This window comes from Flavobacterium agrisoli, assembly GCF_016522065.1.
In the GTDB taxonomy this organism is placed as follows: Bacteria; Bacteroidota; Bacteroidia; order Flavobacteriales; family Flavobacteriaceae; genus Flavobacterium; species Flavobacterium agrisoli.
This window is the reverse complement of sequence record NZ_JAEHFV010000001.1, coordinates 540,020-560,971: the sequence shown is the minus strand read 5'-3', so window position 1 is coordinate 560,971 and position 20,952 is coordinate 540,020. Positions and strand designations below refer to the sequence as shown.

Here is a 20,952-nt window from a genome sequence, read left to right as displayed (position 1 = left end):
TATCCAAAACTGTTATTTAAAGTAGTGAATGGGAATTTCCCCAATCTTGGTCTCATTTTCGTATTCGATTAAAAAACAATATTTATGTAAATCTTCTTTTGAAATAGTCAAGATATTTAAAGCAGTTTTAGTAGTTTCATCAGTTAGTGTTTTTATAATGGAAGACAGGCAATAGTTGAGTTGTTTAAAACATTCAAATGATTGATGAATAACGTCAAATGCTGAAAAATCTTCTTTTATTTCACTTAGGTCCTCTTTTACAATCTTACCCCAGTCGAATCCGTCCTTTAATTCGGAAATCAAGAACTTAGGTATGAAAATAACATTTTTGCTTGATTTCTGGATAGTAATCGAACACAAGGAAAAGCCGCAGTGAACTGTGAAATTTCTCATTTTGTATAGAAACCTGTAAGCGAAATGATTGTCAAAAACTTCGCTTGCTTTTTTATCGAACAATTTCAATTGCTCAGATTCTTTACCAAAAGTTCTTGACAGATAAAAACGGGCGTGGTCCAAATACGTATTTTGTGAAGCCAGATAATTAAGCAGGTTCCGGTTGACCTCCAGGGTCGCATTTTCCAACTGTTCCCAAGTGTATTGAGAATTTAGGGAAAGTGTCTTGAATTCCTGATCTGTATTCGAAAAAAGCGTTTTGAAGTTTTTTTCCAGAAGGCTGAAAGACCAGCTTATTTTTTGGTTTTTTACGAGCTGGTCAATTAAATTGTTTATTTTATCCCTGTCTGCACTGCTGAAATTTATAATTGGCTTATGATCGGACTTAAGGGCTAAAGCGAGTTTATACATTAGATAGGATTATGTTCTTTTTTGTGATGTAGGATGCAAATGTTTCGAACTTAATCTCTTAAATGTTTGTTTCGCAGAGTTTTAATTTGGTTCTGGATCTGAATGCACCTATTTTGCACCTAAAATAAAATTTATGTTTTCTTAAGTGACCTATTTTATAAAAATGGTTGTTTAAGGTTTTAGGTAATTTGTATATGTGTCCGACGTTTTTAAAGAATCATTATCGAGTATCTGATTTTTGGACAGTTTTGAAATAGCTTATAATCTTCTTATTGTGATAAAGCTCTTTATTTCTCTCCCAATACCCATATGCTTCCTGAACTGACCGTGTCGGGATGCCGGCATCAAAGTTGGGTTCACCCGGAATCCTGTAAGGAAGCGGCTTTACATGTTTGGTTCTGGTTACTTCATCGATAAAGAAAGTATTGGTCTGGACAGCTTCCTCTAAATGCTGATCCGCCAGCTTCAAATTATCATTCAGGATATGAACTGCAACTATGCCAAATTTAAATTCTATAGTAAAATCGTCTGGATATTGATTTAATAGATCTTCAGCCTGTTTGTAATCTTTTAACGCAAATAAGGTCTCCAGCAGGAGATATCTGATGCCCTGATGATCTTCGGGATTCAAAGCTAGATTTAACCTGTAGATTTCAACAGCTTCGGAATATTTTGTATGATATTGCAGCTCAACTCCCCAATTTTGGCATGCCCTTAAAAAAGGTCTGTTATCAGACATAGGCCATATCAGTTGGTCTTTTTTTAGGTTAAATGCTTTTGGCAGGCATCCGATCCCCACATTAAATGCCTTCTCAGCAGTCAGAAGACTTTCAAAGGTTTTTTCCTGACTACGATATGCAATGCTGAGATGAACATAAGCATCTATATAATAGGGATGCTCTAAAACCAGTTTTTTCAGCATTTTTTCCGCAATCAGGTCACTATCATCCAGAAATTCGACAGCTTCCCAAAATTCATCACTGACTCTTTCATCAATAATGGACAGGGGATATACAAATTCCCAGGTATTGCCATACTGTTTCTGTACTATTGGTTTTTCAGATGTATTGCCCATAGTTATGTGTTTTTTTATTTTGGTTTTTGTTTTTAAAAGACCAAAGAGCTGCTATTGTTAAACCGTTAGACTTTAAATAATTCCAGTACTGTTAGTATTAAGTACATACAATCAATTACGATTGTTTAAGCATTTCTTTGGGATAACCTAATAACCTCATTGTAAATTCTTGCGATTTTCGTTTGATGAAACTTAATTGATTACTTAATACAGTGATGCCGGATGCTCCTATTAACGTAAATACATAGCCATAATCATTAATTTTTTTAACAAATTCAGGAGAATAAACAGGAAGTTTTAGTAACTCATAAACCGCGAATGAAAAAAGACTTGCTTGTAATAACCAGGATAAGATTTTTGCTCTGCGAATGAAACTGTCATTAAATTTTTTAAGCAGATGCATTTCACTTCCTTCAGGCCCTTCTTTCAATTCAATAATTAGTTCATATGCCCTTAGCGCAGACAAGATTTGGAAATCATTTCTATTTTCAAACAATACCGTATTGTCCATTATGCTTTTAAAGGTGTTGTTAAGAAGTTGGTTATTAATGAATGATCGATCATACAGGTTTAAATAAACTAAGACAACTTCCATTTGATTGCTTGTACTGGAGTAATTTTTATTTAGAATATTTTCAAGCGTAATAGTTATAATGTTTCTGCTGCGTATGGAGAGAATATTTTTTATCCAGTTCGCATCAAAACCAAATTTTTGGATACCAATAATTAAAATTAAAATCAAATAATCGTCATTTACAAAGGGAGCTGGTGAATCCCTGCTGGGATTACTCTTGCTTTTTAACGAGTAAATCTGCTCAAAAGCGGTCTTGTTATTTGTTTGGATTGCTGCAATCATATTCACAAACTGCTTGTCGGAATCACTAACTTCTGAATTAAGATTCAAATTAACGGCAGAACCGCTTAAAAATTGGTCAAATGCGACAAGTTTTGCACTGCTTTTTATCCTGTCCTTGTAGGTGATTCTGTTGTCTATAGAAACCATTTTTTTCGTTTTAATCCATATTTTAGTGTATCAGGATCCCAGCCCTGAACGTTTCTCATTTTTCCCAAAAGTCTTGAAATCAGATTTGAATATTTCATTGTGGCCGGTTCTTCACCAGGCAGAAAACTTCTCCATGACAAATAAGTAAAGGAAAAAATCTGCTGTGTTATGTAGGTCAAATCATAGAATAACATATCATTTATCTCCGTATTATTATAGTTGCCCTGAGGCGTGAGAATTTTAATCTGGATTGGTTTGCTCATTCCGTGTTTAGACGTTTTTAATTCGCTTGCGCCCAACATTTGAACAATGCAGGTTTCCGAATCAAGGAAAACGTTGCTTCCCCGCACCGGTATGTATTCGCCTTTTTTGACAGTTGATCCATAGGAACCAATTCCTGGCTGATTGATGTCAAATAATGTGGTCGGATGTATATTACCAATAGTAACAAAAGCAAATTTTATTCTGTATTGTGAAATGTCTTTTATGAGCTGGGTAATCACATCAAATTCTGTATTTTTAATTGGTTTGAAAATGTGAAATATTAGGCGCACAGTCTCATCGTCATTCCAGCCTTGTTCAGATGAAAGCCTATCTATGGATTGTTTAAGACTTTTTAAGAGTTCATCAAAATAATTTTCATATGATACGTCTTTAACCTTATCTCCAAGGAGGTATTGTCCGTCACTGGAAAGAAATGTTGTAATTCCGACTACACGGTTGGATTCTGATCCAGTATATTGATTTTTTCTAAGCCAGCTGTGACCGATACCGATTACCAGTTCGCGATCCACAGAACGCTGCGTCGGCAGGACCCACGGAGTTCCTCCCAGTTTTGCATAAATTTGTAAAGCTATCGAGTTAAGGATATACTCATTGTAATTATTGATAATCCTGGTCGTAATAAATTGAATTGGTATCTCAAGAGCTAAAAGTTTTGCTTTTATTTGATAGTAGGGGTTGGTCTGATCACTATATTGTTTAAAATTTTCGGGTATTTCAATGATGGCTAAATGTGGTTTGCTATCGTCATCGTCAGTTATTGCTTTCAAGTACTGTTCTAAGGTATTGCTTTGGATTTCTTTAATATTAAACGATACACTATGCAGGTCGTACTTTTTTTGCAACCCTTTTTGGAAATACCTTGACTGTGGCAAGCCATCCCTTAGGTTAGATAGAAATTGCGTAAAATTTCCTCTAATTGTTTTGTTGCATACGCACAAAACATTGGGAGATTTGATATCAAAGATGTTACTGTCATAAGGGCCGAAATTGTTAAGGCCGTTATCAGGAAAGGAATTTGTTGTTTTTGTTGCGGCAGGATCAAAAATGAAAGTAGGTGGCTTGATTTCAATACTGTTGTAAACTGTTAATGGACTCGATTTAACTGTAAAACAGAAACCATCCTTGTTTTGAAACAGTACCGGGTTGCCATTCTCAGTAAAAAGCGCTTTTGCTATACTGTTAATTTCACTATATAGTTTCTTTGTATCATAAATATCAGATCTTTTATTCTCTATGAGCCTTAATATTTCATCACTTTTTTCCTGAGAGATTGCAAATGCAAGATAATTTCCTATGCTACGTTTGGTTTTACGGATAAAAAGTTCGCCCAAATCATATTCTTTTTCGCCCTCATTGGTATTAATTTTTGCTTTTGTTCCACTTATAGAAAGAATCTCCCCTATGAAGTCCTCGTTGGGTGCCAGGATATTTGTAAGTCCCGGCAAAGTTTCCGCGTGTAACACCTCAGCACCGATCAAGTTATAATTTTCGGAATGCAGCTCTGCACAGGTTTTATCAAAAATCCAATTGCGTTTAATGTTGATTAAAAATCCAAATTGCTTTTTGTTTTCTATTTCCGTTAGACGAAGCTGCACTTCAATTAGTTTTTTATAGCCTATACGGTTCTTCAGATTGTCCGGGAGGAAATCAAAGATGATATCGTCTCGTTGCTGTCCAGAGAAAAAACGGAACGGATAAAAATCAACAGGCGTGTGCTGCTGGAAGCGCTCCTTGAAAGTGCGGAAGAACAAATGTTTAATGAGCGATGCTGTAATTTGGGAATTGCCAAATATACTGCGTTCAGCTAAACTACCAATTGCAGTGCCGGTATTGTCGTCTTTATTGGATATGTAAATTAGATCGCCGTTCCTAAAAAAAGAGTGCGTATTATTATGTAATGCCCGTAATTCGCCAAGGCGCTCATGACTGTAGGGTTCAGCATTGAGCTGGTATTTTTCGAATTCAAATTCTATTGGAAAGTAATTTAGCTGCATAAGGTGTGGTTAATTATTAATCTTCTAACAGCTTGCTAGTGAGCAAAACGGCCATTTAGCTTGACGCAAATTAAGATTAAGTTTGGTTATGTATAGATAAGTAAATTTTGTCAGTAATTTATATAATTTATTTGTAACTGCTTTAGTTTTTGCAAAGTTTTATTTGATCTCTTCCGTACTATATAAGTAGGTTTGTTCATATAGAGTTTATTGTGGCAATGGGCGGTCCCAGTGCCTGCTGTTATTTATGATATCTGCTTCTTCCGGAATGACAAGAAAATTTTTAGGCAGAGGGGTTATTGGTACAACATAGGAAGAGGCGACATCAACAGACTCATCAAATATCCATTCTTGATTACTTCTGGAATAAGACTGAAAAAAATGAGTAAAGAGCCAGCTTAATCTGGTTTTTTCCGGATTTATGCTTTCAATTGTCTTAACTATTTTTTTTAATCTTTCCCTTTCAACTGCCGGACCGTCAAAAGTTTCCATTCCAATATGAATAACAGCTTCATAGGGAAGCGTCAACTGTCTTAAAGCTTTGGCAAGCAGTCCGTCAAGATCGCGGGCTTTTCCGACATACGCTTGAAGAGAATCACATGTACATTTAATCCCTGCGGCATTAGTAATCTTATGAATATACCGGTTATTCGCCAGACCTTCTCCCACATGATATCCTGTCGAATTGAGTGCTACCGTAAAACCTTCATAATCGATAGGTTTTTTTGCCAGCAATTCTAGTAATTGTGGTGAATTGTACTTTATGTGATATTTTAAAAGCTGCGCATTAATCATTTTCAGATCAAACGTTGATGCGATTATCTCAATTTTTTCGTTAGACAGCCTCCAGTTTTTTTCTTTTATTTTTGAATTTTCGAGTCTGAACAAATCGATCAGATAAGTTTCGGGCAGTGTTTTTAATTCTACATGAAAAGTAATTTCCAATAGGTAGTTATGCGCTAAAACAAATGGTATGATATGGTGCACCATTTTTTGACGCAGTAGGGTTTCCTCATAAAAATAACTGCCTGATTTCTGCTGTCTCTTGCATTCCACCTGATAAGATTTATCTTCTTTTCGGACTAAAAGATCAGGGGTTTTGTCAGCCTCTTCTGGAAGGAATTCTACTTGGTAGCCATTCCTTTTCCAGGCAAGTGCAGCTAGAAATTCAAACAGGATCTGGTCCGCTTCAATTGGTCTTTTTTTTATGAGATCGCTGATTTTTTTTCTGAGTCCATCAAGGGAAGGAAGCAGATCAATGTCCAATCCGATACGTTTAAAAATAGGGACAATGCGTGCCCCCTGATAATACTCATACTTATGGGGTTCATGTATTAAGCAGTGTACCAGATAAAGATACCAGCCTATTCTGTCTTTTTCAATTACTAGTAACAGTCCGTCCGATACGGGTTTTGAAAGAGGTGGAGAGTCAGAGTGGAAATTACTGAGATATTCTTCAATTGCCTGTTTTCTTTTGTGCCATTGGTCGGGTGTCATAAATGTCATAAAATAGTCAAAGGCAGCGATCACATCTTTGTCATCATATTCAGGAAAAATTAGTTCTGTTATTGGAATTCTCGTCGTCATAGTTGGTTTGAATTTTACTAGTTAAAAAGAAAATAGATCAAAGGAAATTTTTTGAAAGTGCAGTAGACTCCAAAAGTAGCATTTGTAAAATTTTTTGAATCAGTAGAAATACGGGTTTTAGCGATCCATCTTTAAACTTTATTATTTTAGTGCAAAACTGAAACCCTAATGAATGTTGCATACTGCTGATATATTTTTACGTTATTCCGTAAGGTAAACTTAGGACTAAATGATATTAGGGTTTTACGGTTTTCCATAATTGGTAAACTTACTACTGTTTTCACTCGAAACGGCTAAAAAGGGCAGCTAAGATAGCGTCAGCCGTCTGCTGCATGCGCATAACGGATTCCAGTTACCTTTCGTCCGCCCTTCGGGACTTATAGCACTCCGCATCCTTTAACTGACGCTTGATTCTTGCTTTCTTTTTTTCTGTTTTTTCTTTTGAAAACAATTTTTTTAAAGGGCGGAGCGGGAGTTAAGGAAGCAGGGATCAATAGTTATTGCTTCAGTATTTCATAAGCATTCTAAGTTACTAATTAAATCAATATTTATTTTGCACGTTAAATATTATGAAATATATATAGCGCTTAACGATTCTAATCACCGCTCTACATTGAAAAAATTTTTTTTGTTTCAAACTTTATTTAGTAAACAGTAATTTTAGAAACTTCCAAAATCTGCACAGCCATCTCTGCAAAAGAAATTTTTGTTCACATTCCCGAACAGGATCAATATAAGTAACTGAAACCTTTTCAATATAGTCTTCGATTGCCGATCCGGTCCGTTTGTTGATCTCTTCTCTTTTCTGTTGCACCATTTCTTCAATCCGCTCCTCAGTTAATATTACTCCAGCTTTAGCAGATGTACTTCGGATTAATTCTCGTATAAAATCTCTTTCTTCAGCAATACATTGTGTTATGTGGTTTCCGTATTCCTGTTCCGGATCGAAAAAATCATCAGGGTCATTATATTGTATGAATTCTGTCTTGGAATACAGCTTCTCCATAAATCTATTAAGCAGATCTTCGGTGCTCATGCCATTGAAATAATCGATATCCTGTTTCATAAAATTGGTATTAATTTGACGGAAGTGCGATTAAATTTCCTTCGTAGGGAAAAGCAAATTCGGTTATAGCCACTGACTGGTCCAGCCAAGCGGTTTCATCCTGCTTTTTAAGCATGATGGGCATTCTGTGCTTGTGGTTATGTATGAAGTCCATTAGTCTGTTGGCTTTTGTGGTTACCATGGTATAGGTGTTTTTAATTTCATCTGTGACGGGATCCGTCCAGGATGAATACAAACCTGCAAAAGTGAAGATTTCATCATCCTGCGAGTTGATCTGGTACTTGTCCTTGCTTTTTCCCTTCTCATCATTCCAATGCCATTCGTAATAGGCAGATGCGATTATAAGGCATCGGTTATGGGTTATATTCTTGAATGACGCCTTCTCATCAATGGATTCAATGCGGGCATTAAGGGTATTTTTTCTAAACTCAATGTCTTTTGCCCAGGAAGGCAGAAGCCCCCAGGTGTAATCCGTTGTGATAAGATGTGGAGAGGAATTCAGTATCACAGGGATGTTGGGATGTGAAAATCCGTTTATGAAATCCGACTGCAGATAAGTCTCTTCATTGTCGAGTTCTGCATTAAAGCGTCTTTTTAGATCTTCTATTGAAGCATTCTGCTGGGTGTAATAACACATAATTTTCCGTTTTTAAGGCTGTTTTAAAAATGTCTTATCCTGACACAGGTAAGCCCTTAAAAGGGCTTTTGTCTTTTTAATTGCGCTTAAGTTTGGCAAAACGATCTTATGGAATCTTACCCAATAGATATTAAACGCATTGAAAGGCTCATAAAAGAAAATGAGCATCGAAAGCAAAAGCTTAGGAAAACAAACAGCAGAAAACTGATGTGCTTTATGCTTATTTTTCTTTTCCTTTTCTTGCTTCTCTATCAAATTTAATTCATTATTAGGACTTTACATAAATAAATATTCAAAATTTCATTCTGTGGCGCGGCAGATTAATTTCATGATCCTGCGGATAAGGCTGCCTATGGGTGCTGCTGACATCCTGTTTGATATTGTGCTGTGTGGTGTACTTTTTTTCCGAGTCCGAATATCTTGGATCAGGGATAAAGGGCATTTTCGCCATTCTGGAAATTGTGATCGTAGGAAAATGGTAATCAATTTCCACGGTTCCTAAAAGCAGGTAGCAGCCGCCTCCCTGAAATGGATTATTTACCAGACTATCCGGGAAATGCGCCGTATCAAAATAGGCTCCTTCATGATCGATCCATGTCCCGAAATACATATTGCCCCTTTTTGTCGGGACCTGTTTGGTCGAGATGAGGTAGGCCAGCATGCGGACCTGCTTTTTATGGTATTTTAATAAATCCCGCACCATCACGTCCCCGCGGTGTCTGGTCTGAAGCAGATCAAAAACGGTGCAGGATACCGGGAAATTCAGAAGCTCAATTTCATCAAAAGCGTCTTCAAATATCGAGCGCTCCAGAACAGGCAGCTTAAATTCTTTGGCAGGCTGTTCAATGAGCATAAGCCCGCGGTTCTCGGGTTTGAAATTATTCATCAGAAGGCTGACCTGCACCAGCAGCTGGTTTTTTGTTTTTCCCGTAAAGCGGAAAGCGCCGATAAAAATAAGCGTCTTTACATTCTCAATTCCCATCGGAACCCTGTTTATAAAATCTTCCAGCGATTTATAGATGCCGTTTCTCTCTCGCTCTGTAGCGATGAACTGTGAGAGTTTGGAATCCAGACCCTGCAGGTGCATAAAGCCCAGATAGATATCGCTGCCGTAAAGAGAAGTCTCATATCCGCTTTTGTTCACGCAGGGAGTATGGATAACAGCACCGGCCATTCTGGCTTCGTGGATATAGATTTCCGTTCGGTAAAATCCTCCCTGATTATTGATCACAGCAACCATAAATTCAATAGGGTAGTGCACCTTAAGATAAAGGCTCTGGTAGCTTTCCACGGCATAGGAGGCAGAATGCGCCTTGCAGAAGGAATAGCCTGCAAAGGATTCGATCTGGCGGTAGATTTCCTGGCTCAGCTGTTCGGGATGCCCCTTTGCCGCGGCCGCGATAAAGAAATCGTCCTTTACTTTCTGAAGCGCGGCTTTTGAGCGTCCCTTCCCCGACATGGCACGCCTTAGGATATCTCCGTCTGCGGCCGAAAGCCCGCCGTAATGCAGGGCAATTTTGATCACGTCTTCCTGATAGACCATAATACCGTATGTTTCTCCAAGCTCCTTTTCAAAAACCGGATGAAAATATTCAAATTTTGATGGGTTGTTATGACGGAAAATATATTCCTTCATCATTCCGGACTGCGCTACTCCTGGGCGGATGATTGACGATGCTGCCACAAGTGTTTTATAGTTATCGCATTTCAGACGGCGCAACAGTCCCCGCATCGCCGGGCTTTCAATGTAAAAGCATCCTATGGTTCGTCCCTCGGCAAGATACACGTTTGCGGATGGTTCGTTTTTTGAGATTCTCGTGTCGCGGATATTGATCCGAATGCCTCTATTTTGTTCAATTATTTTTACCGTGTCATCAATATGCCCGATGCCTCTCTGGCTGAGGATGTCAAACTTGTCAAAGCCGATATCTTCAGCCGTATGCATATCAAACAGCACAATCGGGAATCCTTTCGGAGGCATTTCCAGCGGCGTGTAATTGGTAAGCGGTTCTTCCGAGATCAGGATTCCGCAGGAATGCATGCTTCGCATATTGGGATATTTTTCGAGCATCATACCGTATTCCTGCACGAGATTGACAATGGAATTGGTCTGGTGGAGTTTCATGGGATTCTTGGCCAGCATGTCCAGCTCGTCTTTCGGAAGTCCAAATACCTTGCCGACCTCGCGGAAAATCGAGCGGTATTTGAATTCCACATTGGTGCCGCAAAACGCCACATTTTCATAACCGTAGCGGTCGAAGATATATTTCAGGATCACGTCACGCTCTTTCCATGACCAGTCTATATCAAAATCGGGAGGACTCTTGCGGTTCTCATTCAGAAAACGCTCAAAATAGAGGTCAAGCTCCAAAGGGCAGATGTCTGTTATTCCCAGACAGTAGGCGATAATGCTGTTGGCTCCCGAGCCCCTTCCGATATGCAGGAAACCGCGGCTGTTGCTGTAGCGTATGATATCCCAGGTAATGAGGAAATACCCGCTGAATTCAAGATCATTGATGACTTTAAGTTCTTTCTCCACACGCGCCTTTGCTTCGGCGTTATGTCTTCCATAGCGCCAGACCAGACCTTCTTCGGCAAGGGTGGTCAAAAGGGCAATGTCTCCCGCTTTATTTTTGGTATAATGTTTTTTGTTTTTCGGACTCTCGAAATCATACTTGAAATTACAGTGCTCGATGATGTACCTTGTATTTTGGATGATCTCGGGATAATCTTTATACAGCCCGATAAGTTCCGCTTCAGGAATCATCATATCGGATTTCTTGCAGCAGTCATCAGGCCCTAGTTTCGATAAAAGCTCGTTGAGGTCAACCGCGCGCAGGATCCGGTGCAGGTTGTATTCCCTTTTGGTGCGGAATACCACAGGCTGAAGGATAACCATTTTGGAAATCTTCTTTTTAAGCTCAGGCATAAAAAGCCTGCCGAGCTGGTCAGGCTGGATGCCTATATATTCATTTTCGCTGAGCTCTGCCGGCGTATTTTCCAGCGTATAGATAACATAAACCGAATCAAAAGACGGAGCCTTTTGCGGAAGCGGAGCGCCGCTGAAATTATGATCGGTCAGAAAGCGGTTCATTTGGGCAAGCCCTTCAGCATTTTTGGCAAGGCCGATATAGCGAAATTTATGCCTGCAGCGGAATTCTATCCCGACAAGCGGTTTTATGCCTGAGGCTTCACATCCTTTTATAAAATCATAAATCCCTGTAACGGTATTGATATCGGTCAAGGCTGCCGCCGTGACACCGCAATCCGCTGCCTGTCTGATCAGATCATCCAGCGGAATGGTGCCGTAGCGCAGCGAATGAAAAGAGTGGCAGTTGAGGTACATGATTTATTTTTTGCGTTTTAAAATTTCGTCTTTAGTATTTGGTTTGAAAGAGGCGCCGGCGCATCTCATCACGGCATCAAAGCCGTAACGGGTCTTCATTCTGTCCATGGCCTGGTAGAGTGCGAGCATTTCTTCGGTGTCATTGAATAGGTCAATCTGGTAGGTTCCCCTGACAAGGCCGCTGAAGCGGACTCCTATAAGGCGCAGTCTCATCCTTCGCTGGTAGAGCTTGGTAAAGAGATCCGTCACCGTATGGGTCAGAATATGATCCGCTGAGGTGTAGGGCACCCTTGACTGCTTGGTTTCGGTATCAAAATTGGCGTATCTTATTTTAACGGTCACCGTTGAGGTGAGCCACTCTTCGGCGCGCAGCTGATAGGCCAGTTTCTCCACCATTCCCTGCAGAATTCTGTTTAATTTTAATACATCAATTGTATCCTGGGAAAAGGTATGTTCGGTTGAAATTGACTTTCTCTCCGTGTAGGGTTCGACCGGCGTGTTGTCAATACCATTGGCTTTTTTCCAGAGTTCGGTTCCGTTTTTGCCGATCATCTGCTGCAGGGATTCGGCAGGCATTTCAGAGAGTGTCTGGATGGTGCGGATGCCGATTCGGGAAAGGAGCTCAAAGGTTTTCTGGCCGACCATCGGGATTTTTCGGATGGAGAGCGGATTCAAAAAGGACTGCACCAGATGCTCGGGAATCTCCAGGTTCTGCTTCTGCTTGCCTTCGCCGGTTCCAATTTTAGAAACGGTTTTGTTGACCGAAAGCGCAAAGGTTAGGGGAAGCCCCGTTTCTTTGGTGATGCGCTGGGCGAGCTCGTCTGTCCATCTGTAGCTGCCGTAGAATTTATCCATGCCGGTAATGTCCAGATAAAATTCATCAATGCTGGCTTTTTCCACCACGGGCGCCTTTTCCTGAATGATCTCGGTAATGTCGTGGGAAAGCCTGGAGTAGAGTTCCATGTCGCCTTTCATAATTTTTGCCTGAGGGCAGAGTTTCATGGCCATGTGGATAGGCATGGCAGAACGCACGCCGAATTTTCGAGCTTCATAAGAGCACGAAGCCACAACGCCTCTGTCACCGCCGCCGATGATAAGCGGTATGCCGTTAAGTTCTGAATTTGTCAGCCTTTCGCAGGATACGAAAAACGTGTTCATGTCGATATGTACAATTGCCCGGCTCATAATCTTAATCATTTTATACCAGTCAAAATTAGTACAGGCAATAACAATTTTTAAAAATAAAATGTTCTAATTAATAACAAAATTTAAAAAGCCTTATTTTTCAGGGCATAAAAAAAGCACCGATTTAGGTGCTTTTTTGCTTTATTAAGAATTTACGGAAGGATCAGAATTATTCTGAAGCAGGCTCTTCGCCGGTCGGCTGGCCGGCTGTTTTCTTCATTAGAATGTAAAAATCCCGCAGATGCCACCATGCAGGGCATCGGTCTATCGGGCCGTTAAAGTTTCTTATAGTCGAATAGCAGCTGTTGAGGAAAACCTGCGTGTCGGTGATATTTGCCCATTCCGTCAATCTAACTTCCTTTGGGGGAGGATTGTTCTCAAAATGGCGTTTTATTTCTTCATGATTCATAGGGCAAAATTACTTAAAAAACCAGAACAGACCAAGGGCATGAAAGATGAAAACGCCCTTATAGGGCGCCTTCATCTGCAAAAGAGTAATAGGTATAAGGAGTCACGATGATGTGGTCAAGCAGCGGTATGTCCAGCAGCTTTCCCGCTTCATGGATTTTTCGGGTCATGTTTCTGTCGGCCTCTGAAGGCGCTGTTTTTCCTGAGGGATGGTTGTGGGTGATGATGATCCCGACGGCGGCTGCTTTCAGGGCTGCCGCGAAAAGCAGGCGCATATCAACCACAGTCCCTGCAATGCCTCCTGAGGAGACCTCGTAGATTCCCAGAACCCTGTTGGACTGGTTGAGCAAAAGCACTTTGAACTGCTCGAAGAATTCTATTTTCCCGTGATCCCAGCTGTCGAGCAGAATTCGGTAAGCATCTTTGGATGAGCTGATATAGGGTCTTTCAGCACTTTTTACTTTGGTTTTATAGATCAGTTCGATTTCTGATACTTTCTGCCAGTCTGTGTTTTGATTTTGATTTTTCATAGCCGCTGTAGTTTTAAGATTAATTACAGCACCGTTGCCCGGGCAGGGCTGAGCGAACGCAGAAAGCAACGCAATAAAGCAGGAGTGCAGCCCTGCATTTATGGGGGAATTTTTTGCGGAGAACCGAAAGCCGTGTCCGAACTTTGTGGTGAAATTGACTTAACATTCCCCAATAGCCCCTAAACCAGGACTGCCCCGTTCGCCTTAAAGTGTCTGCGCGCCGAAAAAAAACCGCAGTGCAAGTCTGCGGCATAAATAGTAAAATGGTTTAAGCGGAAGCGGTCTGCTTTTTCTGTTTTTTCAACCGTTTGGCAATCTCAGGCAGGTTCTTATGTATAATCCTCAGAATCCTGCTGTGGTGTTTAGTGGCTTTATTTCGATTCCCCCTGCATTGGATGATTTCCATTTTTGAAAGGGAAATTTCAATGGTTTCAATAGGTTTGTTCTCAATCTGCGCAGACAGTATCAGAGAATCTTTCTTTTTAAAATATTCATTGGTAAATACGCAGTGGTGCAGGGTGTCACCCTCTGTAAGAAAGTCCTGCACACGGTCAAGGACTTTTACGGTAAGGTCATTATCGGTAAAAGAAAGTCCCAAGAACTGTTTTTTATCGTTTTCATAAATCGGCTCTGCCTGCTGTATTTCGGCGCGCAGCTGCGCAAGATGCTTTCTTCTTTGAATATCCCTTTTTTTGGCAACAAGCCTGTCATGCGCATCGTCCAAGTTTTGGGGGCAGACAAGAGCAGGGGAAGTTAGGTCTTTTTTAAACCATCTGAGCAGCGTAATATAATCCTCCCAAATTTTGATGTCCTGAATTTTATAGTGGTGTTTAAGACAGGTTTTCACTGCCTGCCAGTTTTCACGCAGATGCTGCTCATGGGAAGTCAGGTAATGTTTCAGCAGGGAGTTCTGCGCCGATTTTAAAAGTGTTTCTGAAACGGGGTCTTTCAAAAGTGCGGTAAAGAGTATCTGCGGTGCAATGCCATGCACGGAGGTCTTGAAACCGTTTCTTTTCAATATGGGCAGCACTTTCATCTTAGGGTAAATCTTATAAGGATTGATTCGGTATTTTTGGCCGCCTTGAAAATCTTTTGGGCGTACTTCAAGAGGGGAATAAAATTTCCATTGGTCATAGACCTGTGCTAATACATTAGTGCTGAGCGACATGGTTCGGACTTCGCCGTCGGCACTTATCCAATGCTGCATGACTTCCTTATGAAAATAAGACGGCTGAAAATTCTTTTTCATATGTTTGTATGAACAGATGATGCGCACTACTTGAAAACCGCCGCAGGTCTGCAAAATGGAGAAGTATTCGATTTCCTTGAAATGCACCTGATTGTACTGATGCATTTTTAGTCTGCCCTGACAGGCAGTACAATTGATATACTTTTGGCAGGACTGTCTTTGGCTATCGGGCTTCCACGAGTGGGCGCATTCCAAGCAGTGGAATTTTCCTCTTGAGAGCACCGCCCATTTCAGGAAAATATTTTTTTCCGCCCAAGACTGCGTTTGTGAAGTAATGGGTTTCAGATTACTGCTTAATTCAGTAATCTGTTTCTCGATGATGGTTTTCGGTGTCATAGGTCAAAGAGGGTTAAGGTTTGGGTAGCAGGTTTTACAGGTTTTGGCACTTCGGTTTTCTGAATTGGAGTTTCAGATACCGCAGGAGCAGCCGAGAATAAATCAGCTTTTGCAGGCGGAGCGACAACAGCCTTGCAGCTGATTGGTGGAGGAACACCGATTGAATCATCGGTATAGTATTTGACAGCCATGTCATAGATTTCCTGATTATCAAAAGCGCAGCATCCTGTTTTTTTGACCTCTCCGAAAATGTAATTGAAACAGCTTTCTAGGTTTTTGGAATGCTTGGCAAAGGCAGGCGCAAAAGCAGTATCGTTCTGCGCCTTATCAATTAGGTAATTCTCCATTACGGATTTGAATTGTTCTGTAGCTTTCATAAGAGAAGATTTAAGATTAAACTGTTATTCAAAAAGCCTTGAATAGAGGTCATAGCAGTATTCTTCAAAGCAGAGCCAGCATACAAAAGTGTAGTGAGGGGCTTGGAATCGGTTTTCAATCGCTTCGCCAATTGCCTCTTCGAGTTCGGTTCTGATATTTTCAAGGTCATCGATATGCTCGATGTAAAATTCTTTGCAGTCTGCGTGGTAGATAAATTCGGAAATCATACCGCTCACGCAGCCCCCCTGCTGCATATCAAGAAAGAATGATTTCAGCTGTTCTCTTTTTTTTCCGTCATAGGAAGTGATGCTTTTGAGTATTATCCCATTAAAGGCATCGGCTACGCGGTATTCGCTGTAGTTGGATTTTGATAAGGCTTGCATAATATTGTCTTTAGGCGTGTATAAAAAATAAATGTGTGCATGATTTAGAAAGGCAGGTCGTCAGGCTCGTCTTTAGGCGTGCTTTTCTTCTGCACTGCGGGAACAGCTGAGGCATTTTCTGTTTTCGGGAAAACCAGTATTTTGATATTACTGGTGTGAAAGGTCAGCGAGCCGAGCGCTTTGCCCTCGGCATTGGTGTAGACATTCAGACCAATGCGCCCGAAGAGTTCGACCATAGTGCCTTTTTTAAGCCATTGCGCCATTTTGGAACCCATCCAATAGGAGCAGTCGATGTAGGTCACAATCTTTTTAAGTTCGCTAGCCCCTTTAGGTCTGTAGCTGTCGTTTACTGCGATGGAGAAATTTACCACCTCTCTGTCATTTGAAACTTTTGCCGTTACGGCATCTTTTGTAATTCGTCCTGAGATTTCCATGATGTAAGATTTTAAATGAATGTTTATCTGTTTTTTCTCAAGCCCCGCATGAAATTTTTCAAAAGAAAAACGGGAAAAAAGAAAGCACAAAATCAAGCATCCGATAAAGGATCCGGAGTGCTATAAGTCCCGAAGGGCGGCAAGGCCGTTATGCGCATGCAGGAGCCTGCGGGTGCTATTTTCGCGGCTCTTTTAATCCGTTTTCATTGAAAATTTCTTTATCAATCTTTACGGCAGACAGCACCAACTTCAGATGCCTGTTTTGGGAACGGCATTGAATTATTTTGTAATTTCAAGGGATAAAAATGTACTGCAATGGAAAAGCAATATGATCTGGACCGTTTTTTAGAGGCGCAGCGGGAAACCTACGGCAATGCACTGAGAGAGATCAAGGCGGGCAGCAAACAGACCCACTGGATGTGGTTTGTTTTTCCCCAATTAAGAGGACTGGGCTTCACGGATTATAATATCTTTTACGGCATTGAAAATCTGCAGGAAGCCTCACATTATCTTAATCATCCGACACTGGGCGCACGTCTTGTGGAAATTACACTCGCAATGCTTCAAATCGAGAATAAATCGGCACTGGAAATTCTGGGAAGGGCAGATGAAAGAAAACTGAAATCCTGCATGACACTGTTCAGCCATCTGCCTGATACGTCTGATTGTTTCAGGCAGGTGCTTGTGAAATATTATAATGGAGAAATGGACGAAAAGACACTGCAGATTTTAAAGGAATCCGCAACCTAAAAAAACATTTTTTATTTCATTGCCTCGATAGAAGACTTATATATAAAAGATAAAGATAGATTTTAAAGCAGCCCACGGAAATGGTAATTTGGTATACAGTTTCAAGCCACTTCTTATACATTTAGGCGCACTTCCTTGAACAACAAATTCGTTTAATTGGATTTAAGATTCAACGCAATATTTATTAAATTTGGAAATTAAGATAGCATCATAAAGAAGAATGTCAAACCAGCAGAAAGAAGTCAGCGAAATTAAGGAGTACATCAAAAAGTGGATTTACGAGATTGAAATTTCAAATTCTCTGAATTACTTTGACATCAATAGAGTATCGGAAGGAGTCTGTCTCAGGCTGCTTAACCTGATATATGAACATAATCTTCGGGATTTAAATAAAGAGAGGAAAAATTTCCCAGGTGTTGACCTTGGAAATGCGGCTTCTTCGAAAATTGCTTTTCAGATTACATCAGACAGCAGTGCAAACAAAATAAAGAAAAACCTTAAAACCTTTAAAGAATTAGGGCTTTCCAAAAAATTCACAAATGGAGTAAAGTTCCTTATATTGAGCACAAAGAAGAAAAAGTTCTCCAAAATAGAAGGATACGATGAAATTTTTGACCAATCCAAAGACATCCTGTTTGTATCAGATCTCCTTTCAGAAATTGAAGCAATTTTCTGGGATGATAATGTGCGTTTCAACAAAATAAAGAAATTTCTGGAAATTGAGTTTGGGAATGGAGCAAAGAACCAAACAGCAGCAGCTCTCGATTGCGGCTCACTGATAAAAAACTTTACTGATGCAGCAAAAGCCAACCTTCCTTCGCCTGATGTCATCGTCTATACCTATTTGGGAGAGGACCAGATACATTATGATGCGCGCAAGCTTTTCGGGCTGCCTTTTGGTAAGCAGGGAAAAATTATTCTGGGAAGATCGGGATGCGGAAAGTCGCTTCTGGCGAAAGCCTGGGCCCTGAACAACAGTGATGGGATGGTTCCGCTGCTACTGGAAGCCAAATATTTTGAAACGGGACTTATCAGGATGATTGATGAAGAAGTCATTAAAAACGGCTTCAGTTCAGCGTCTGATTTTTTTGAAATCTGCAATGAAGCCGGAAAAAAGATATTTTTAGTTTTAGATGGTATCAACGAATGCGATTCGTCAAAAGCGGCTGTATTGCTGGGCCAGCTTGCCGAAATCTCAAACGAGCACGAAATATTTTATATAATAACAGCTCAGGACCACAGTGCAGATTTTGAAAGCCTCGAGGCTGATTTTCTGAGAATGTCATTGCCGGATATAGGGCTTAAAGCGGCCATTGCAGCAAAATATTCAAATTATTCTGAAAAGCTAATGCCTGTATTGGAGAATGTTTCCACAGCGCAGGAGGCAAAAATGGTTGGAGAAATAGGTGAGTTCGGAGCTGATAGGATAAGCCGGTTCAGTCTGTTTGAACTCTACGTGAGAAAAAAGCTTGCCGGATTTGAAACCCAGGCAATGCTCCTTCTTTTACTGGCAGCGGACTGGATGTCCAAAGAAATCACCTTTTCCATCTCCCTGCGCCAGCTAAACATCATAATGCAGAAGCATAATATATCCGACCTAATTTTGGAACGCTGCCTAAAAGAACACATTCTGGTTAGGGATTTTACAAAAGTAAGTTTCGAACATGAAATGATCTTAAATTTTTTTACTGCAGATGCAGTTATAAGATTCAGCAATAAAGCCGAGGAATTGATTTCAGAATTCAAATCTCCCAGAAATGATGAGAAGAGACTTTTGATAATAGGCGCAGTTGACGACCCTGTGCTCAGAAACAGCCTGTTGGAAAACGTAACTGATATTGCGCTCATTCAGGATATCATTAAAGGGGAAGCAGGTGAGTACTGCAGGAATTGGGCAGAGGAAAGCGTCGTGAGGGTTATTGAAAAATTGCGCCTTGAAGCGGAGGAAATTTACTTTGCAATAACTTCAGACAAGAATTTTCCTGTGGAAGCGCATTCTGATTCCGAGGCAAGCTGGACGTATAGCGATAAATTATTTCTGCAGGTGCTTGCTTTTAAATTGTCGGAAGCGGAACATCTGCAGGAAATCCTTTCCATTATCGGGATCGTAGAAAACAGAATCAAGGAATTTTATAAGGCCTTATTTGAAGAAGCCAAAGAACAGAAGATTAGCCTTAGAAACGGTTTGTTTGCAGCTGCATATGTTTCATATAGAAATTATGAGACTGTACCGGGAATTTCGCAGCTTTTCGATCTTGCCAATTCAGGCGTTTTTACTTTGGGACATGAGCCTAAAATTGCAGACCAGAAGATCAGGGAGCAGCTTCCTTCCGAAGTTACTTCGGGACAGCTGTATTTTCTACTGCATATGCTGCGCTTCAACTTGAGCGGTGCTATCTTGTATCCTATCATCCATGAGGCGCTAACCGCTTCATGGAACATAATTCCCTATCATCTCAAGGTGGAAGTATTGTGGTTTGTACCACACTGTGCCACTGATGGTATGCAGCAGCAGGCATTGGTAAATGCTTTGGAAACAATCCTGAGCGAAACAAGAAACGGCTGGATTTCTACTTTGGTTCTTGAGGCGCTTGCTGATCTGGATGCGCTTGATGAAGATACGGAATCTCATAAAGAAACCGTAAAATTGGAGATAAGTAAATTGCTGGAGAAGCCGGAAACTGAAGAGTCATGGAGGGAAGCATTTTATTTATATTCCAACCAGTTCGATCATCCCTATAACAGAGCCTATTTTGAATCATTGCAGGAACTGGAGGAAGATTCCAAAAGAATCTTTTATTCGATGGCGGTGCGCTATCATAGCGAGAATTCACTTTTTGTTCCCGGCCTTATATTTATGTCCGAGCAGCTTCATGGCGAAGGATGCTGCAAGTATATTCTGCATTATCTGGACAAGCCGGAGAGCGAGTCAATACTGCGTTATGAACAAGTCAAAACCTGGATAGCGGCTAATGCGATTTTGGGCAGATACAACTTTGAAATTGAAAATATTGCCGCAGAGGATGCGGATCCGGATTTTCAGCATACATGCGCCAAATTGTATTATTGGATAAACAGGACCAATATAAGCGAGCAGGAAATAAGAAAGAATTGTGCCCCAATATTCCAGCTTCTATTTCAATCCAATGCCCTTTATGCCATTTATATACTGAAAGAGCTCGAGTTTTCTTATTATCAGACACATTTTCCTGTCCGGTTCTATGAAAATGAGAATACATCTATCAAGGGGATTTATGATCTGTTTCCGGATAAGCTGCTTGAAGCTTGCAGGAAAGGCGTTGCAGATCCCGTTGCAGGAAATGCCAGATATGGGTTTGACAGTGGCGATGCAATCATAAGATTCGCTATCGATAAGATTGGGGCTTATGGAAATGCAGCAGACCTATCCCTGCTGCAGCAGACAACCGGCAGCCCGGTTTACGGCAGAAATGCTGTTGTCGCATTAAAACAGATTAAAGCAAGGCTGTAATTTGAAAGCAGA

At 40.5% G+C, this 20,952-nt stretch carries 17 protein-coding genes; 2 read left to right on the top strand and 15 right to left on the bottom strand.

Going from position 1 to position 20,952, the window contains the following annotated elements; translation table 11 throughout:
- Positions 1–12: 12 nt before the first annotated feature.
- The 15 genes from I5M07_RS02305 to I5M07_RS02235 all read right to left on the bottom strand — a co-directional run bounded on the left by I5M07_RS02305 (position 13) and on the right by I5M07_RS02235 (position 16,700).
- Positions 13–804 (bottom strand): hypothetical protein, encoded by a 792-nt coding sequence (locus tag I5M07_RS02305; RefSeq protein WP_200104575.1) that lies wholly within the window; start codon positions 802–804, stop codon positions 13–15.
- 220 nt (positions 805–1,024) lie between these two features.
- Positions 1,025–1,879: a tetratricopeptide repeat protein gene (locus tag I5M07_RS02300; RefSeq protein WP_200104574.1), complete on the bottom strand. Its 855-nt coding sequence runs from the start codon at positions 1,877–1,879 to the stop codon at positions 1,025–1,027.
- 115 nt (positions 1,880–1,994) lie between these two features.
- The gene (locus I5M07_RS02295) at positions 1,995–2,882 is read right to left on the bottom strand and encodes a hypothetical protein (protein ID WP_200104573.1); all 888 of its coding nucleotides are present in this window, start codon (positions 2,880–2,882) and stop codon (positions 1,995–1,997) included.
- On the bottom strand, positions 2,870–5,161 hold the full coding sequence (locus I5M07_RS02290; protein WP_200104572.1) for a Piwi domain-containing protein: 2,292 nt from the start codon (positions 5,159–5,161) through the stop codon (positions 2,870–2,872). The genes I5M07_RS02295 and I5M07_RS02290 overlap by 13 nt, the downstream gene beginning before the upstream one ends.
- 207 nt (positions 5,162–5,368) lie before the next feature.
- The gene (locus I5M07_RS02285) at positions 5,369–6,748 is read right to left on the bottom strand and encodes a hypothetical protein (protein ID WP_200104571.1); all 1,380 of its coding nucleotides are present in this window, start codon (positions 6,746–6,748) and stop codon (positions 5,369–5,371) included.
- A gap of 640 nt (positions 6,749–7,388) precedes the next feature.
- Entirely contained in the window at positions 7,389–7,814 is a 426-nt protein-coding gene (locus I5M07_RS02280; RefSeq protein ID WP_200104570.1) for a hypothetical protein, read from the bottom strand.
- Between the two features lie 10 nt (positions 7,815–7,824).
- Positions 7,825–8,451, bottom strand: coding sequence for an SOS response-associated peptidase (locus I5M07_RS02275; RefSeq protein WP_200104569.1), 627 nt, complete (start codon positions 8,449–8,451; stop codon positions 7,825–7,827).
- A gap of 292 nt (positions 8,452–8,743) precedes the next feature.
- Complete coding sequence (locus I5M07_RS02270) at positions 8,744–11,797, bottom strand: DNA polymerase III subunit alpha (RefSeq protein ID WP_200104568.1); 3,054 nt, start codon at positions 11,795–11,797, stop codon at positions 8,744–8,746.
- Positions 11,798–11,800: 3 nt separating this feature from the next.
- Positions 11,801–12,982 (bottom strand): DNA polymerase IV, encoded by a 1,182-nt coding sequence (gene dinB, locus I5M07_RS02265; protein WP_200104567.1) that lies wholly within the window; start codon positions 12,980–12,982, stop codon positions 11,801–11,803.
- Positions 12,983–13,151: 169 nt separating this feature from the next.
- Positions 13,152–13,391 carry a DUF6965 family protein gene (locus I5M07_RS02260; RefSeq protein ID WP_200104566.1) on the bottom strand — a complete coding sequence of 80 codons (240 nt, stop codon included), beginning with the start codon at positions 13,389–13,391 and terminating at the stop codon, positions 13,152–13,154.
- A 58-nt stretch (positions 13,392–13,449) separates the two neighbouring features.
- Complete coding sequence (locus I5M07_RS02255) at positions 13,450–13,920, bottom strand: JAB domain-containing protein (protein WP_200104565.1); 471 nt, start codon at positions 13,918–13,920, stop codon at positions 13,450–13,452.
- Between the two features lie 268 nt (positions 13,921–14,188).
- Complete coding sequence (locus I5M07_RS02250; RefSeq protein ID WP_200104564.1) at positions 14,189–15,505, bottom strand: PcfJ domain-containing protein; 1,317 nt, start codon at positions 15,503–15,505, stop codon at positions 14,189–14,191.
- Positions 15,502–15,882 carry a PcfK-like family protein gene (locus I5M07_RS02245; protein ID WP_200104563.1) on the bottom strand — a complete coding sequence of 127 codons (381 nt, stop codon included), beginning with the start codon at positions 15,880–15,882 and terminating at the stop codon, positions 15,502–15,504. The genes I5M07_RS02250 and I5M07_RS02245 overlap by 4 nt, the downstream gene beginning before the upstream one ends.
- A gap of 24 nt (positions 15,883–15,906) precedes the next feature.
- A complete protein-coding gene (locus tag I5M07_RS02240; RefSeq protein WP_200104562.1) occupies positions 15,907–16,266 on the bottom strand; it encodes a DUF7222 domain-containing protein in 360 nt (119 codons plus the stop codon).
- A gap of 44 nt (positions 16,267–16,310) precedes the next feature.
- Positions 16,311–16,700, bottom strand: coding sequence for a single-stranded DNA-binding protein (locus tag I5M07_RS02235; protein WP_200104561.1), 390 nt, complete (start codon positions 16,698–16,700; stop codon positions 16,311–16,313).
- Between the two features lie 315 nt (positions 16,701–17,015).
- Here I5M07_RS02235 and I5M07_RS02230 point away from each other — a divergent pair, with 315 nt between their 5' ends.
- Complete coding sequence (locus tag I5M07_RS02230; protein ID WP_200104560.1) at positions 17,016–17,450, top strand: DUF1810 domain-containing protein; 435 nt, start codon at positions 17,016–17,018, stop codon at positions 17,448–17,450.
- 220 nt (positions 17,451–17,670) lie between these two features.
- A complete protein-coding gene (locus I5M07_RS02225; RefSeq protein ID WP_200104559.1) occupies positions 17,671–20,940 on the top strand; it encodes an SMEK domain-containing protein in 3,270 nt (1,089 codons plus the stop codon).
- Positions 20,941–20,952 lie beyond the last annotated feature (12 nt).

Coding starts and splice junctions, on each gene's coding strand:
- I5M07_RS02305 (WP_200104575.1), bottom strand. CDS start 804: ATGTATAAACTCGCTTTAGCCCTTAAGTCCGATCATAAGCCAATTATA.
- I5M07_RS02300 (WP_200104574.1), bottom strand. CDS start 1,879: ATGGGCAATACATCTGAAAAACCAATAGTACAGAAACAGTATGGCAAT.
- I5M07_RS02295 (WP_200104573.1), bottom strand. CDS start 2,882: ATGGTTTCTATAGACAACAGAATCACCTACAAGGACAGGATAAAAAGC.
- I5M07_RS02290 (WP_200104572.1), bottom strand. CDS start 5,161: ATGCAGCTAAATTACTTTCCAATAGAATTTGAATTCGAAAAATACCAG.
- I5M07_RS02285 (WP_200104571.1), bottom strand. CDS start 6,748: ATGACGACGAGAATTCCAATAACAGAACTAATTTTTCCTGAATATGAT.
- I5M07_RS02280 (WP_200104570.1), bottom strand. CDS start 7,814: ATGAAACAGGATATCGATTATTTCAATGGCATGAGCACCGAAGATCTG.
- I5M07_RS02275 (WP_200104569.1), bottom strand. CDS start 8,451: ATGTGTTATTACACCCAGCAGAATGCTTCAATAGAAGATCTAAAAAGA.
- I5M07_RS02270 (WP_200104568.1), bottom strand. CDS start 11,797: ATGTACCTCAACTGCCACTCTTTTCATTCGCTGCGCTACGGCACCATT.
- dinB (WP_200104567.1), bottom strand. CDS start 12,982: ATGAGCCGGGCAATTGTACATATCGACATGAACACGTTTTTCGTATCC.
- I5M07_RS02260 (WP_200104566.1), bottom strand. CDS start 13,391: ATGAATCATGAAGAAATAAAACGCCATTTTGAGAACAATCCTCCCCCA.
- I5M07_RS02255 (WP_200104565.1), bottom strand. CDS start 13,920: ATGAAAAATCAAAATCAAAACACAGACTGGCAGAAAGTATCAGAAATC.
- I5M07_RS02250 (WP_200104564.1), bottom strand. CDS start 15,505: ATGACACCGAAAACCATCATCGAGAAACAGATTACTGAATTAAGCAGT.
- I5M07_RS02245 (WP_200104563.1), bottom strand. CDS start 15,882: ATGAAAGCTACAGAACAATTCAAATCCGTAATGGAGAATTACCTAATT.
- I5M07_RS02240 (WP_200104562.1), bottom strand. CDS start 16,266: ATGCAAGCCTTATCAAAATCCAACTACAGCGAATACCGCGTAGCCGAT.
- I5M07_RS02235 (WP_200104561.1), bottom strand. CDS start 16,700: ATGGAAATCTCAGGACGAATTACAAAAGATGCCGTAACGGCAAAAGTT.
- I5M07_RS02230 (WP_200104560.1), top strand. CDS start 17,016: ATGGAAAAGCAATATGATCTGGACCGTTTTTTAGAGGCGCAGCGGGAA.
- I5M07_RS02225 (WP_200104559.1), top strand. CDS start 17,671: ATGTCAAACCAGCAGAAAGAAGTCAGCGAAATTAAGGAGTACATCAAA.